General features: G+C 63.1%; 14 protein-coding genes. 8 read left to right on the top strand and 6 right to left on the bottom strand.

All coding sequences use genetic code 11. The features are described 5' to 3' along the window. Positions 1-155: 155 nt before the first annotated feature. Complete coding sequence (gene sodB / locus ACNPAA_RS16975; protein ID WP_010673954.1) at positions 156-740, bottom strand: superoxide dismutase [Fe]; 585 nt, start codon at positions 738-740, stop codon at positions 156-158. Positions 741-1,027: 287 nt separating this feature from the next. Between sodB and ACNPAA_RS16980 the strand changes: the two genes are divergently transcribed. Then, positions 1,028-1,372 carry a Grx4 family monothiol glutaredoxin gene (locus ACNPAA_RS16980; RefSeq protein WP_010673955.1) on the top strand — a complete coding sequence of 115 codons (345 nt, stop codon included), beginning with the start codon at positions 1,028-1,030 and terminating at the stop codon, positions 1,370-1,372. 67 nt (positions 1,373-1,439) lie between these two features. Here the strand turns inward: ACNPAA_RS16980 and ACNPAA_RS16985 are convergent, their stop codons facing one another. After that, a complete protein-coding gene (locus tag ACNPAA_RS16985; RefSeq protein ID WP_010673956.1) occupies positions 1,440-2,651 on the bottom strand; it encodes an RsmB/NOP family class I SAM-dependent RNA methyltransferase in 1,212 nt (403 codons plus the stop codon). Positions 2,652-2,862: 211 nt separating this feature from the next. Here ACNPAA_RS16985 and ACNPAA_RS16990 point away from each other — a divergent pair, with 211 nt between their 5' ends. From ACNPAA_RS16990 to ACNPAA_RS17005, 4 genes are all read left to right on the top strand, one after another. After that, positions 2,863-4,830 (top strand): reprolysin-like metallopeptidase, encoded by a 1,968-nt coding sequence (locus ACNPAA_RS16990; protein WP_417891892.1) that lies wholly within the window; start codon positions 2,863-2,865, stop codon positions 4,828-4,830. After that, positions 4,827-5,150 carry a hypothetical protein gene (locus tag ACNPAA_RS16995; protein ID WP_010673958.1) on the top strand — a complete coding sequence of 108 codons (324 nt, stop codon included), beginning with the start codon at positions 4,827-4,829 and terminating at the stop codon, positions 5,148-5,150. The genes ACNPAA_RS16990 and ACNPAA_RS16995 overlap by 4 nt, the downstream gene beginning before the upstream one ends. A gap of 157 nt (positions 5,151-5,307) precedes the next feature. Beyond that, entirely contained in the window at positions 5,308-5,946 is a 639-nt protein-coding gene (pdxH, locus tag ACNPAA_RS17000) for a pyridoxamine 5'-phosphate oxidase (protein WP_103243516.1), read from the top strand. Continuing rightward, positions 5,946-6,905 carry a LysR substrate-binding domain-containing protein gene (locus ACNPAA_RS17005; RefSeq protein WP_103243515.1) on the top strand — a complete coding sequence of 320 codons (960 nt, stop codon included), beginning with the start codon at positions 5,946-5,948 and terminating at the stop codon, positions 6,903-6,905. The genes pdxH and ACNPAA_RS17005 overlap by 1 nt, the downstream gene beginning before the upstream one ends. A gap of 443 nt (positions 6,906-7,348) precedes the next feature. On the opposite strand, the gene ACNPAA_RS17010 is transcribed toward ACNPAA_RS17005, so the two are convergent. Genes ACNPAA_RS17010 through ACNPAA_RS17020 form a run of 3 tightly spaced genes read right to left on the bottom strand, consistent with a single transcriptional unit; the run spans position 7,349 to position 9,794 of the window. Continuing rightward, positions 7,349-8,530 (bottom strand): M20 metallopeptidase family protein, encoded by a 1,182-nt coding sequence (locus ACNPAA_RS17010; RefSeq protein WP_103243514.1) that lies wholly within the window; start codon positions 8,528-8,530, stop codon positions 7,349-7,351. Next, positions 8,530-8,979, bottom strand: a complete 450-nt coding sequence (locus ACNPAA_RS17015) for a hypothetical protein (protein WP_042016367.1) — start codon at positions 8,977-8,979, stop codon at positions 8,530-8,532. Before ACNPAA_RS17015 ends, ACNPAA_RS17010 begins: the two co-directional genes overlap by 1 nt. Further along, a complete protein-coding gene (locus tag ACNPAA_RS17020) occupies positions 8,976-9,794 on the bottom strand; it encodes a DUF3100 domain-containing protein (RefSeq protein ID WP_010673963.1) in 819 nt (272 codons plus the stop codon). The genes ACNPAA_RS17015 and ACNPAA_RS17020 overlap by 4 nt, the downstream gene beginning before the upstream one ends. Before the next feature lie 261 nt (positions 9,795-10,055). Between ACNPAA_RS17020 and ACNPAA_RS17025 the strand changes: the two genes are divergently transcribed. Continuing rightward, entirely contained in the window at positions 10,056-11,246 is a 1,191-nt protein-coding gene (locus ACNPAA_RS17025) for a GNAT family N-acetyltransferase (RefSeq protein ID WP_417891893.1), read from the top strand. Between the two features lie 152 nt (positions 11,247-11,398). Continuing rightward, positions 11,399-11,905 carry a GNAT family N-acetyltransferase gene (locus ACNPAA_RS17030; protein WP_010673966.1) on the top strand — a complete coding sequence of 169 codons (507 nt, stop codon included), beginning with the start codon at positions 11,399-11,401 and terminating at the stop codon, positions 11,903-11,905. A 72-nt stretch (positions 11,906-11,977) separates the two neighbouring features. Here ACNPAA_RS17030 and ACNPAA_RS17035 read toward each other — a convergent pair whose 3' ends face one another. Continuing rightward, entirely contained in the window at positions 11,978-12,478 is a 501-nt protein-coding gene (locus ACNPAA_RS17035; protein WP_010673967.1) for an SRPBCC family protein, read from the bottom strand. Between the two features lie 182 nt (positions 12,479-12,660). On the opposite strand from ACNPAA_RS17035, the gene ACNPAA_RS17040 reads away from it, so the two are divergent. Then, positions 12,661-13,101 carry a GNAT family N-acetyltransferase gene (locus ACNPAA_RS17040; RefSeq protein WP_041212649.1) on the top strand — a complete coding sequence of 147 codons (441 nt, stop codon included), beginning with the start codon at positions 12,661-12,663 and terminating at the stop codon, positions 13,099-13,101. Positions 13,102-13,147 lie beyond the last annotated feature (46 nt).

The following is a 13,147-nucleotide window of genomic DNA, read 5'->3' on the forward strand; positions in this document are numbered from 1 at the left end:
TGCATAGGCGTCATGTTCATAGAAAAACGCCCCAGGCCATCGAGACCCAGGGCGGTGAAGATATCAAAGACCCGTTTTCCGGTAAATCGCAATGCGGCTCCGCTTAAGTGAACAGCATTGCCGCAAGTGCGGGGCGTTTTGGCAAGAAAGGCTTATCAGGCAGCCAGGTTCTTGGCCACGAATTCCCAGTTGACCAGGGCCCAGAAGGTTTCCATGTACTTCGGACGCAGGTTGCGGAAATCGATGTAGTAGGCGTGTTCCCACAGGTCGACGGTCAGCAGCGGGGTGGTACCGGCTTCGGTCAGCGGGCAACCGGCGTTGGAGGTGTTGACGATGGCCAGGGAGCCGTCAGCCTTTTTCACCAGCCAGGTCCAGCTGGAGCCGAAGTTGCCGATGGCAGACTTGGTGAACGCATCCTTGAACTCGGCGAAGGAGCCGAAGGCCTTGGTGATGGCATCGGCCAGGGCGCCAGTGGGCTCGCCACCGCCGTTCGGGGAGAGGCAGTGCCAGTAGAAGGTGTGGTTCCAGATCTGGGCAGCGTTGTTGAAGACGCCACCAGTGGAGGTCTTGATGATCTCTTCCAGAGACTTGCCTTCAAACTCGGTACCCGGCACCAGGTTGTTCAGGTTGACCACGTAGGTGTTGTGGTGCTTGCCATGGTGGTATTCCAGGGTTTCCTGGGAGATGTGCGGTTCCAGAGCATTGATTGCATAGGGCAGAGCGGGAAGTTCGAAAGCCATTTTCTACTCTCCATTGGCTGGTCCGTGCGAAGGCGACGGTTGCAAGACATTGCGTACTCTTTTCAATCTTGAAAAGAATTGTTCTTGAAATGAGGGGGCCAGACGGCCCAAAGCCCGTCGATTGTAGCAGTATCAAAGATGGGCGAACAACCCTTGATTCTTGCCATGATCCGGATCAAGCTGCGGCGTATTGATGCATGACTTCTTTCATTCGCAACGGTTTGCCAGTTTGTGGTCTGCCCGGATTGCAGTAGAATGGCCGCCGAAATCGCTCCAGTGAGGCATTTATGGAAACTATTGAAAAGATCAAACAACAGTTGGCTGAGAATCCCATCATCCTCTACATGAAGGGATCCCCCAAGCTGCCCAGCTGCGGTTTCTCTGCCCAGGCCTCCCAGGCCTTGATGTCCTGCGGCGAGCCTTTCGCCTATGTCGACATCCTGCAGAACCCGGACATCCGCGCCGAGCTGCCGAAATTCGCCAACTGGCCCACCTTCCCGCAACTGTGGGTCGAGGGCGAGCTGGTCGGTGGTTGCGACATCATGATCGAGATGTTCCAGGCCGGCGAGCTGCAGACCCTGATCAAGGAAACTGCCGCCAAGCACAAGCAGGATGACGCTGCCGCCGAATAAGGCCGCATTCATACCATGCAAAAAGGGGAGCCACTGGCTCCCCTTTTCTTTGTGCCCACGACAGACATCAAGCGATGCGCTCGAGGCGCGCCATGTAGAAGCCGTCGAAGCCGGTCTCGGCCGGGCTGACGTTGTGATCGCCGATCAGGCGGAAGTGTTCGTTGGCGGCGAGGAACTTGTCCACCTGCTGGCGGTTCTCCTCGGGCAGGATGGAGCAGGTGGCGTAGACCAGCAGGCCGCCCACCTTCACCATCTGGCTGTAGCGCTGCAGGATCTCCTCTTGCAGGGCGACCAGCACCGGCAGGCGCTCGGCGGTGTCGCGCCACTTGGCATCCGGGTTGCGCTTGAGCACGCCAAGGCCGGAGCAGGGGACGTCCAGCAGCACGCGATCGGCGCTTTCTTTCAGGCGCTTGACGGTCTTGCTGCTGGTGATGACCCGGGTCTCCACGTTGTGGGCACCGGCGCGGCGGGCGCGCTGCTTGAGGTTCTCCAGTTTCCACTCTTCCACGTCCATGGCCAGCAGACGGCCCTTGCCCTGCATCATGGCGGCCAGGTGCAGGGTCTTGCCGCCGGCACCGGCACAGGCGTCGATGACCCGCATGCCGGGCTTGACGTCGAGGGCCGCGGCCACCAGCTGGGAGCCGGCATCCTGCTGCTCGAAGCAGCCGTCGGCAAAGGCCTGGGTACGGAACAGGGCGGCGTCCGAGGTCACTTGCAGGGCGGTCTCCACTCCGTCGACGGGCACTGTGGTGACATGCTCTTTGGCCAGCATGGCTTGCAGCTCGTCCCGGGTGCACTTGAGGGTGTTGACCCGCAGGTAACGCTTGGGCATCCAGGCCAGGGCGGCACGCTCGGCCGGCCAGGCGTCGCCCAGTTGCTCGCTGCCGAGTTTTTCCAGCCAGGCAGGGCAGCCGTCCATCAGCACCGGGTTCTTCTTGGCTTCGGTCAGGCGGCGGCGGAACGCCTCCTCGTTGAAGCGATCCAGGGTCGGGTGGTTAGGCTGATCTATCTTGTGGAAGGCGTGCCAGCTGTGCAGCAGCGGCCAGACATTCTTCTCCGCCTGACGGACCTGGATGCCGGTGAGGAAGCAGTAGAGGCTGAGGCGGCGCAGCAGATCGCCGGTGACCAGGGCAATCCTTGCCTGTTCTTGCGGTTTGAGTTCGATGCCGGAGAAGTGACGTGCATAGGCGCGGTCGAGGGTAAGACCCTGACCCAGCACATCGTCAACGATGGCAACGACCAGATCCCCGAAACGGGGCAACAGTGGGGACTTGAGCATGAGATTAACCTTGGCCAAAGAAAGAGTGAACCGGCCCCGTCGAAGAGGGGTTCTGGAACGGACAAATCCGCGCCATGATAGGGGCTAGTCTGCATTGGTGCAACCTTCCCCATTCGGGGAATGTACAGAGGATGTTGCTGGACTAATCGGACCAGCGGGCAAATGATGCCGTGGCAGTTCAGGTGAATCCGTTTAAAAAGGAATTAAAAAGATGCAGTTGATGAAATATTCTCCGCTGGCGGTGCTGGTGGCGGGTCTGATGACGTCCGGCAACCTGATGGCCGGCGAGTGGCATACGGTCACGGCGCGGGCCACCGCCGCCGATGGGTACGAGGTGAGGGCCAGCCAGTATCGCATCGTCACCGTCTCTACCGATTACCTGGCTGCCCTGAAGGGGGGCGAGCGCCGCCTGACCTTGCCTCTGCCGGATGGCAAGGAGGTGACCTTCAGCCTGCAACCCTATGATCTGCTGCCGGCGGATCTGGCCGCCAAATATCCCGATATCCTGGCCTTCAAGGGGCACAACGAAGCGGCGCCGGGCGAGACCGGGCGCTTCGATCTCGGTCCCCAGGGATTCCACGCCATGTTCAGCCATGAAGGAAAGATGGTGTTCGTCGATCCCCTTCGCAATGGGGAAGGCTATGCCGTCTATTACCAGCAGGATGCCCACAGCCGGCTGGAAGAAGAGGCGGACAAGGTGATCGGGGGCGAGGCCAAAAAGCTGGCCCGTCAGGTGCTGGTGGATGGCAACGAGCGCAAGCGCTATGTCATCGCCATCTCGGCGGCGGGGGAGTATACCCAGTATCACGGCGGTACCGTGGAGGCGGGTCTTGGCGCCATCACCACCCTGCTCAACCGGGTCAACGAGGTCTACCAGCGTGACGTGGCGGCCGAATTCCAGCTGGCCAGCGGCAACGACACCATCATCTTCACCGACGTGGCGAACGATCCCTTCAACAATGATGATGGCGATGTGGATGCCAACATGCAGGTGCAGGCCGATGCCCTGACCAAGGGTCTGGGGGCCTTCGACATCGGCCATGTGGTCAACACCGGTGGCGGCGGCCTGGCGGGACTGGGCGTACTCTGCACCCCTGACAAATCGGCGGGGATGACGGGCTCCTCCGAGCCGGTGGGGGATGCCTTCTTCATCGACTACGTGGCCCACGAGATTGGTCACCAGTTCGGGGCAGACCACACCTTCAACGGCACCACAGGCAGTTGTGGCGGCGGCAACCGGGAACCAAGCCAAGCCTGGGAGCCGGGCAGCGGCAGCTCCATCATGGCCTATGCGGGGATCTGCGGAGACGAAGATCTGCAGCCCCACAGCGAGCCCTATTTCCACAGCAAGTCCATCGAGCAGATGCGGGCCCACATGGCCACGGAGCCAAATTGCGGCACCCCGTTGGCGCTGGTCAACAATGCGCCCCAGGTGGCGGCAGGCAATGACTACGTCATCCCTGCCAACACCCCCTTCGTGCTCAAGGGGGCGGGGGCCGATCTTGACGGCGATCCGCTGAATTACACCTGGGAGCAGATCGATCTGGGGACGGAGTCGAGCAGCCCGGCCACCATGGTGGACGACGGCAGCCGCCCGCTGTTCCGTTTCGTGGCGCCGACCAGCGTGCCGGAGCGCACCCTGCCGAGTCTCACCTCCCTGCTCACCAACACCCTGGCGATAGGGGAGGCCTGGCCTGCCACCAACCGGGACCTGAACTTCCGCCTCACGGCGCGGGACGGCAAGGGCGGTGTCGCCAGCGATGACATGAAGATCCAGGTGGTCAACACCGGCAAGGCCTTCGCCCTGACCAGCCCGGTGGTGACCCCCCTGGGGGCGGGCAAGACGCAGACCATCAGTTGGGAAGTGGCCGGCACCAATGCCGCCCCCATCAACTGCAGCAAGGTGGATCTCTTCATGACCCGGGACGAGGGGGCAAACTGGACTCCCCTTGCCAGCGGCAAACCCAACTCGGGCTCGGCGAGCGTCACCATCCCGGCGGGCCAGGATGGCACTGCCCGCTTGAAGGTGGCGTGCAGCGACAACATCTTCTTCGCCATCAGTCCCCTCAAGCTCTCGGTCACCCAGCGCGGCGAAGAGGGGGGAAGCGGTGGCGGCGGTGCCTTCGGCTTCTGGACCCTGGCCCTGGCGTTGCTGGGCTGGCAGCGGAGGCGGGCATGAGACTGGCCGGGGTGCTGCTGCTCACCCTGCTCGGCGGTTGTCAGGCCGATGCAGACACCCTGGAACAGGCGGTCAGCGCCAGCCTTGCCAGGCAGGATTACCGGCTGATCGTGCGGGCCGGGCGCGGCGAGGTGGCGCCCGGGATCGCGGCGGATCAGCAGGCGGCGGCCAAGGCGCGCTGCGGCGTGCGCTATCTCGATGGATTCGGGGATGTCATCAAGCCGGATCAGAAGGAGGCCCATGCCAGGCTGAGCGCCTATGCGGCGGACTACAACCGGCGCATGCTGGCCCATTGCCCGCCGGTTGACGGCAAGCAGTAGGCTGACGGTCATCGGCATAAAGAGGGAGGCATGAGCCTCCCTCTTTTTTTGCTCCGCCATTTGGCCGCCCCGAGGCTTGTACCCATGGCGCGCTCGTCGCACAATGCCTGCACCCATCGCCGCACGGGCGGCAGAGAAAGAGAGAAGGAAAATCAAGATGATGGATGTGGCTGATCTGCGTCGCGAATACACCAGGGGTGGACTGCACCGGGCCGATCTGCCGGCCGAGCCCCTCGCCCTGTTCGAGAAGTGGCTGGCCCAGGCGTGCGAGGCCAAACTGACCGATCCCACCGCCATGGTGGTGGGCACCGTGGATGCCGATGGCCAGCCCTGGCAGCGCACCGTGCTGCTCAAGCACTACGATGCCGAAGGCATGGTGTTCTACACCAACATGGGCAGCCGCAAGGCGCATCAGCTGGAGGGCAACCCCCGTATCAGCCTGCTCTTCCCCTGGCATACCCTGGACAGACAGGTACACGTGACCGGTCGGGTGGAGAAGATGAGCACCTTCGAGGTGATGAAGTATTTCCACAGCCGTCCCAAGGACAGCCAGATCGCCGCCTGGGTCTCCAAACAGTCGACCCGCATCTCGGCCCGTGGCGTGCTGGAGGCCAAGTTCCTCGAACTCAAACAGAAGTTTGCCAATGGCGAGGTGCCGCTGCCGAGCTTCTGGGGTGGTTTCCGGGTGCGCATCGACACCGTCGAGTTCTGGCAGGGCGGGGAGCACCGTCTGCACGATCGCTTCTATTACACCCGCGAGGGGGACGGCTGGCACATCGCGCGCCTGGCACCCTGATGAACATCGCCCGGCTCAAGAACTTCACCGAGATAGTGAAGAACAACTTCAACATCTCGGCGACGGCGGAGAAGCTCTATACCTCCCAGCCGACCCTCAGCAAGCAGATGAAGATGCTGGAAGAGGAGCTAGGGCTGGCGCTGTTTACCCGCAAGGGCAAGAACCTGTCGGGCCTGACCCCCATGGGGGAGCAGGTGATGGAGCTGGCCAGGGGAGTGGTGGCCCAGGTGGAGCAAATTGGCCAGCTTTCCCTCGGGGATCAGCTGGCCACCAGCGGGGTGCTGCGCATCGCCACCACCCACACCATGGCCCGCTACAAGCTGCCGGCGGTCATTACCGAATTCTCCCGCCGCTACCCCGAGGTGAGCATCCAGCTGCATCAGGGAGCCCCTGCCCAACTGGCGCAGATGGCGCAAAACGGGGATGTGGAGATGGCCATCGCCACCGAGTCCATGCACCTGTTCGACGAGCTGGCGACCGTGCCCTGCTATCGCTGGGGGCGCAGCGTGGTGGTGCCCCACGGCCATCCGCTGCTGGACTGCCAGCCGCTGGCCATGGCGGATCTGGCCCGGTATCCCCTCATCACCTATGTGTTCGGTTTCACCGGCCGCTCCAAGATGGACAAGGCGTTCGGTCGCCATGGCCTCAGCCCCCGCATCGTGCTGACGGCCACCGACAGCGACATCATCAAGCACTATGTGCGCCTGGGGATGGGTGTCGGGGTGATCGCCACCTCGGCGTTCGACGAAGGGGACAGGGAGAGCCTGGTCTGCCTCAACATCGATCATCTGATCGCCTCGAGCGTGGCCCATGTGTGCCTGCGCAGGCACGCCCACCTGCGGGACTACATGTACGACTTCATCCACCTCTATGCCCCCCATGTGAGCCGGGAGACGGTGCAGCTGGCGCTGCTCAACCAGGGAACGCCCGCCCCGTCTGCGACCCTGCCCTGGCTCTGAAGGCCGTCAGGGGGAGTCAGATGTGCTGCATAGAGGCAAAAAAGAGAGGCCAATGGCCTCTCTTTTTTGTGATAAGTGGTGTCCTGCGCTGCCTTTTCCCGGTGATCCCTCTCTCCCGGCTATCGTGGTCACCATATTGACGGCGCTCCGGGTGCCGAGCAGCAGATCGCCATCATCCAGCAGGGCTTCGGGGTGCGGCAGCCCCCTTGCTGCTTAGGGGGTTCGGGTCGCCAGATTGACGAGTATCTGGGCACCGATCAGCAGGCAGTCATCATCCGGGTAGTAGGGGATTGACGTGGTGCTGGTAGTGGCAGATCCCCCTGGCCCGTCAGTCGACCCTGGTCGCCAGATTGACGAAAATCTGGGCTCCCACCAGCAGGCAGTCATCATCCGGGTAGTAGGGGATTGACGTGGTGCTGGTAGTGGCAGATCCCCCTGGCCCGTCAGTCGACCCTGGTCGCCAGATTGACGAAGATCTGGGCTCCCACCAGCAGGCAGTCGTCGTCCAGGTAATAGGGGTTCGCGTGCAGGTAGTTGCAGATCCCCTTGGCCTGATTGCCGCTGCCGAGGAAGAACATGGCCCCCATGCGGCTTGGCGTGGCGTTGATCATGTAGCTGAAGTCCTCGCTGCCGGTCATGGGCTGGCCCTTTGCGTTGATCCCGTCGCTGGACAACACATCCGAGGCGGCTTGTTGCAGGCGCTCGCAGGCCTGGGGGTGGTTCTCCACCGCCGGGTAGCCGGCATGGACCATGGTGGTCTTGAAGCCGCGCAGCTCGCTCTGGGCGATGATGTCCCTGAAGCTGTTTTTCAGGATCTGGTCGGTTTCGGCATCCATGGCGCGGATGGTGCCACGGGCCTGCACATGATCGGCGATGGCGTTGGGAATGGTGCCGCCGTTGATCATGCCGCAACCAAAGACCGCCGGGCTGAACGGGCTGGTGCGCTTGGCGACGATGTAGTCCATGTCCTCGATGATCCGCACCGCCTCCCGGATGGCATCCAGCCCCTTGTGGGGGGTGGAGCCGTGGGCGGAGATGCCGTGCACATCGAGCGTCCAGGCAGATCCCCAGGAGGACATGACCCCCTGGTTGAACTTGATGGTGCCCGTCTCCATGGCGCCGTCGTTGTGCAGGGCATAGACCTCGTCCACCCCCTTCATGCAACCAAGCTCCACCATCTTTTCGGCCCCGGGGACGCGCATGTCCTCTTCCGCCATCTGGAAGATGAAGCGGACGTTGTACCGCAGGCGCTCGCGGTTGGCGGCCAGAAAATTGGCGGCGGTCAGAGCGATCGCCATGTGGGAGTCGTGGCCGCAGTTGTGGGCCATCCCCTCATGGGTGGATTTGAACGTCACCTCGCTCATGTCGTGCATCTCCAGGCCATCCATGTCGGCACGAAAGGCAATGGTGGGCAGGGCAGGGTCGACCGCCAGATCCCCGTGAAAACCGGTGAAGCCGGGATACAGGGTGATCCTGTAGCCGAACTCTTCCATCAACCCACGGCAGTAGGCAGAGGTCTTGAACTCGGCCCCGGAGTATTCCGGGATGCGGTGCAGGTGGTGGCGCACTTCGTAGCTGAAGTCGCGCAGGGCCAACAGGTCAGGTTCGATATGGTAGTGGTTCATCAGATGATCCCTTGAATGGAGAAACCGAGCTGGGCAACCAGGGAGGCGCCAAAGAAGCAGCAGGTGGAGACGATCATGAAGATGAGGATCACCTTCCACGACATCTTCTTGAGCTCCTCCAGCTGACCGCCCACCGAGAGGCCGGCGAAGGCCAGGAGCGGCACGCAGCAGGAGAGGAAGGAGATCTTGGCCACGGCATCGATGAAGAGGCCGCGCACCGGGGTCTCGGGCAGGCAGATGAGAATGCCGATGATGGTGGCATAGGCAAAGGCCGGCAGGGAGGAGGGCAGATAGCGCTTGGTCACCAGGGAGGCGAACACCACCAGGGACATGGCGACGAAGCTGTCCCCCATCTGCCACAGCGGCAGGCCCGAGGTCAGGGTCTGGGTGAACATGGCCAGCAGGATCGCCAGGAAGACGAAGCGCATATCCATCACGATGCTTTTCATGCTTTCTCTCCTTTGGCGGTCAGGGCATAGATTTTTTCAGCGAGCGGCAGACCCAGATAGGTGAGGGAGAGCGCTCCCAGGGCCGACGAGAGCAGGTTCGAGGCGGCGGCGATGCTGAGCACCTGCTGGGCCATCGCCTCGTCGAGGCCGTTGATGAGGGCACCGGAGGCGGCGCTCAGCATGGAGCCGGATCCCACGCCGGAACCGGCGGCCAGGGCCAGGGGATGCAGCCCCGTGAGGGGGGCAATGCTGCCGAGCACGCTGAACCAGAGGGTGCCGATGACGGAGCCGCACAGGTAGATGGCGAGCACGCCGATGTACTCCTGGGAGCCGGTGCCGAACTTGCCCTGGATCACCGCGACCGAGGGTTCACGGCTGATGGAGGAGCAGGCCCCGATGGCGCGGCGGCCAAAGCCGAACTTCACCGCCAGCGGAATGGCGATGAGGATGGGCAGGAGGTTGCCTATCTCCTGCAGGAAGAGCGGTACGCCGACGCTCAGGATCATCTTGAGGTTGGGGATGATCATCCCCGCATACTGGGTCCCGAGGATCAGCAGGCTGAAACCCACCATCTTGCCGCAGAAGCCCTCTTCTCGCTCGGTGAAGAGCCTCTTCCAGCCGGGAATGCGATCCTTGACGGGCTTGGCGGAGACGATCATGCCGATGATGACGGCAAAGAGCATGGGCAGGATGGGGATGATGGCGATGCCGAGTCTGATCTCCTGCTTCCCGATGAGGGATTGGGCCACGAAGATCAGTAGGGCGGTCGCCAGGGTACTGACTACTACCGTTTTGAGTGGGCTGGTTGGCTGCATAGTGTGTTCTCTTGTTATCCGTTGTCCTTCATGGGCGTCTTTGGTCACGCCATGATGGGGGCATGATAGGAAGCGAGGAGGGGAAGGAATGTGACCGCCATCAAGTCAGCCATATGGCATTTTTTCATGGGGTATGTCGTTTAACCATGGTAAACATATGGTTTAACAACTCATTGGCAGCTGCTTATGCTGCCTCAGACAGGAGTGTGGTGCCGCCCGGGCACCCGGTGCCTGATCCGGGGGGCGGATGTGGGGGAAGGAATGGATCTGTTGATCGAGGGTGCGCTCTGGCGCCCCTCCTGGCAAGCGGCGTTGCAGGCTTGGCAGCACCAGGGAAACCGCTGGTGGCTGCTGCTTGGCAAAGGGGAGGCGAGGGAGATGGCTCCCTGGTCGGTCAGCCCGCCAGATGGCATTCTCCGTGCCCGCGACCTGCTTGCCGCCTGGCTGGGGGAGGCCGCCTCCCCGCTGATGGCGACACAGCCGGACCGGCAGATCCTGATCGCTGCCTCCGGCTCCCTGCTGACCCTGGCCAGAGAGAGCGGCCTGCTCACCCTGGGGCCCGCGGGGGCGGATCATCGCCTCGGTGCCGATGACGACCTCGGGGTTGCCCTGCAACGCCTGCTTGCCCGCCGCCTGATGACCCCGGTGCTGCGCGAGCCTGGCGGGCAGGACGCGCTGGTGCTGCGCCCCCTGCTGCCCGGCGATGAGAGCGCCATCCTGCGTTATTGTTCGGATGCGGCGCTCGCCCGCTATACCCTCAACATCCCCCACCCCTATTCGCCGGAGGCGGCGCGGGACTGGCTTGCCCTGAGCGGGCGCAAGGCTGCTCTCGGGCTGGGATGCACCTGGGCCCTGACTCTGCCCCAGGGGCGTGAAGACGAGCCCGCTCCCTTGGTCGGCTCTCTCTCCCTGCACTGGCACGGGGAGCTGGCATGGTGGGTCGGCGTGCCCTGGCAGAACAGGGGGCTGGCCACCCGGGCCGCGAGCCTGGTCAGGGCGTTTGCCTTCGAACAGTGGCGCCTGCCTGCCCTCACCGCCCGCCACATGCCGGGCAACCTCGCCTCAGGCCGGGTGATGGAAAAGACTGGCATGCACCATGACGGGCGTCGGCCAGATCCGGCCGATGGCGCCCTCGAGCTCGATCACTGGCGGCTGGATCGCCCGGCGCGCCTGACGGATGCACGCAAAGAGGCGCTGGCCCCCTGGCTGGATGACGAGGAGGTGGTTGTGGCCATACTGCACGATGAGGGGGTGGCGCTCTTCATGGCGGGGGAGGCGACAGAGGGCGAGCAGACACTCAGCGGGCTGACGGTGCGGCGCTATCCCCTGGCCATGCTGGCGCCAGAGGCGCCCGGGGTGCAGGCCCATGGTGGTGGCGCCCTGCTCAAGGAGTGCGGGGATCTGGGCCTCGCCTATCTGCGGCGATTGAGACAGCCTGACGACGGACGCTGATGGCTTGCGCAAGGGCGGTCATCGCGAAGCCTGGTGCGGGGTCTGTCAGGCGTTTTCCTGAGTCCGCCCTCCCATTTTCAGACAAAGGCAGTGAAGAGGCGCACCACTTCTGTGGAATAATGGCCGCCCTGCTGTACGAGGAGTAACGCTGTATGTTGAGAACCGAGCGTCCCGGCGACATGCTGCCAGTCTATGAGCTGGTGAGTGCCGCCTTTGGTCGTCCCGACGAGGCCGAACTGGTCAACCGCCTGCGAGAATGTGGGGCCGCCGTGGTCACCATGGTCGAGGAGGAAGAGTACGAGTTCATGGGGCACCTGATGCTGAGCCCGATCACCATTGAGGGACAGGAAGGGCCCTGGCTGGGACTGGCACCCGTGGCCGTGCATCCCGACTGGCAGGGGCAGGGCATTGGCTCGGATCTGGTGCGGGAAGGGCTGGACACGGCACTGGAGATGGACTGGAAGGCGGTGGTGGTGCTCGGGGATCCCGCCTACTACGCCCGTTTCGGCTTTCGGCCTGCCAGCGACTTCGGCCTGCACTGCATCTATGAGGTGCCGACGGAGTGTTTCATGGCGATGGAGTTGCAACCCGGCGGGCTCGACGGGGTAAGGGGCGAGGTGCTCTATCACCCCCTGTTCGATGAAGAGCCGGTGGAGTGACCGCCTGCCCATCCATGAAAAAGGACCCTGAGCGGGTCCTTTTTCATGCCATGCCCATCGCTTGAATGGACGTCACTGGGCCAGGGATTTCAGCTGCTGCTTGCCCGGCGGGTTGTTCCAGTCGATGGGGCCGTGGGTGAAACGGTACTGAAGCCTCGGCAGACTCAGTTCCAGCCACTCCTCCCGGAAGTAGGCATAGCCCTGGTCCCAGTCCGGATCCTGCGCCCAGCCGGTCTGCAGGAAGTGGAGTCGGGTGCCCTGGCCCTCCGGCACGAAGCGCAGGCTGACCTGGGTCTTCTGCTGACGAATGTGGGGAAACTGGGGAGGGAAATTCCAGCTGAAGCTGAGCAGATCATGGGGCATGACCGCCATCACCCGGCACCCTTCGCTGCCACGCTCGCCGAGGGGAGCATCGGGTCTGAAATAGATCTCGAACGGTCCGTTGGGTTCCGGGACCATGAGGCACTCCGGCGCCAGAAAACTGCGCAGCCCGCTCTCCGTGGTCCAGGCCCGCCAGACATCGTCAATGTGGGCGGGTACCAGAATACTGCCTTCAATTTGCTTGTTATCCATAAATCAGTGAACCTCAAACCAGTCATGGACGGGACCTCGGCAGTATAGCCCCTGAGGCGATAAAATAGGCAGCCCTGTGTCACACGGTTACGTATTCAAGAGGGTCCACATTGCCGATTTGACAGCACGGCGGGATCCATCGAGAGTGGGAAGCGACAAGCACGCAACGCAAGGATGGTGTCATGATCAGAATGATGACGGAAGCTGACGAGCCCATGCTGGCGCAGCTCTTCCTCAAGGGAAGGCGCCAGGCCTTCCATTGGGTTGATCCCGCCCTGTTCCGGCTCGAGGATTTTGCCGAGCAGACCCGGGGCGAGGAGATCTGGGTGGCGGAGAAAGGGGGCAGCCCGTGCGGATTCGTCTCCATCTGGGGGGCCGAGAGCTTCGTGCATCATCTCTACGTGGTGGCGGACTGGCATGGGCAGGGCATGGGGCGGGCCTTGCTTGCCGCCGGCTTGGCCGGATACCCCTCCCCGGCCTCCCTCAAGGTGGCCATGCGCAACACCACGGCGATGGCTTTCTATCATCGCCTGGGCTGGGAGAACACCGAAGAGACGGGTCATTGCGACATCACGGGGCCCTGGCGCAGGCTGGTGTTGACGCCCGATGACGCAGGGGAATAAGCCGCTGGCAGACTGCTGCAACCGCACCGCACATTGATCTCCAGCC

This window comes from Aeromonas sp. PS2Canimalfood6 (genome assembly GCF_048276795.1).
GTDB classification, from domain to species: Bacteria; Pseudomonadota; Gammaproteobacteria; order Enterobacterales; family Aeromonadaceae; genus Aeromonas; species Aeromonas caviae.

Bases quoted from the DNA above. Each gene is read 5' to 3' on its own strand.
- sodB (WP_010673954.1), bottom strand. From the start codon at position 740: ATGGCTTTCGAACTTCCCGCTCTGCCCTATGCAATCAATGCTCTGGAA.
- ACNPAA_RS16980 (WP_010673955.1), top strand. From the start codon at position 1,028: ATGGAAACTATTGAAAAGATCAAACAACAGTTGGCTGAGAATCCCATC.
- ACNPAA_RS16985 (WP_010673956.1), bottom strand. From the start codon at position 2,651: ATGCTCAAGTCCCCACTGTTGCCCCGTTTCGGGGATCTGGTCGTTGCC.
- ACNPAA_RS16990 (WP_417891892.1), top strand. From the start codon at position 2,863: ATGCAGTTGATGAAATATTCTCCGCTGGCGGTGCTGGTGGCGGGTCTG.
- ACNPAA_RS16995 (WP_010673958.1), top strand. From the start codon at position 4,827: ATGAGACTGGCCGGGGTGCTGCTGCTCACCCTGCTCGGCGGTTGTCAG.
- pdxH (WP_103243516.1), top strand. From the start codon at position 5,308: ATGATGGATGTGGCTGATCTGCGTCGCGAATACACCAGGGGTGGACTG.
- ACNPAA_RS17005 (WP_103243515.1), top strand. From the start codon at position 5,946: ATGAACATCGCCCGGCTCAAGAACTTCACCGAGATAGTGAAGAACAAC.
- ACNPAA_RS17010 (WP_103243514.1), bottom strand. From the start codon at position 8,530: ATGAACCACTACCATATCGAACCTGACCTGTTGGCCCTGCGCGACTTC.
- ACNPAA_RS17015 (WP_042016367.1), bottom strand. From the start codon at position 8,979: ATGAAAAGCATCGTGATGGATATGCGCTTCGTCTTCCTGGCGATCCTG.
- ACNPAA_RS17020 (WP_010673963.1), bottom strand. From the start codon at position 9,794: ATGCAGCCAACCAGCCCACTCAAAACGGTAGTAGTCAGTACCCTGGCG.
- ACNPAA_RS17025 (WP_417891893.1), top strand. From the start codon at position 10,056: ATGGATCTGTTGATCGAGGGTGCGCTCTGGCGCCCCTCCTGGCAAGCG.
- ACNPAA_RS17030 (WP_010673966.1), top strand. From the start codon at position 11,399: ATGTTGAGAACCGAGCGTCCCGGCGACATGCTGCCAGTCTATGAGCTG.
- ACNPAA_RS17035 (WP_010673967.1), bottom strand. From the start codon at position 12,478: ATGGATAACAAGCAAATTGAAGGCAGTATTCTGGTACCCGCCCACATT.
- ACNPAA_RS17040 (WP_041212649.1), top strand. From the start codon at position 12,661: ATGATCAGAATGATGACGGAAGCTGACGAGCCCATGCTGGCGCAGCTC.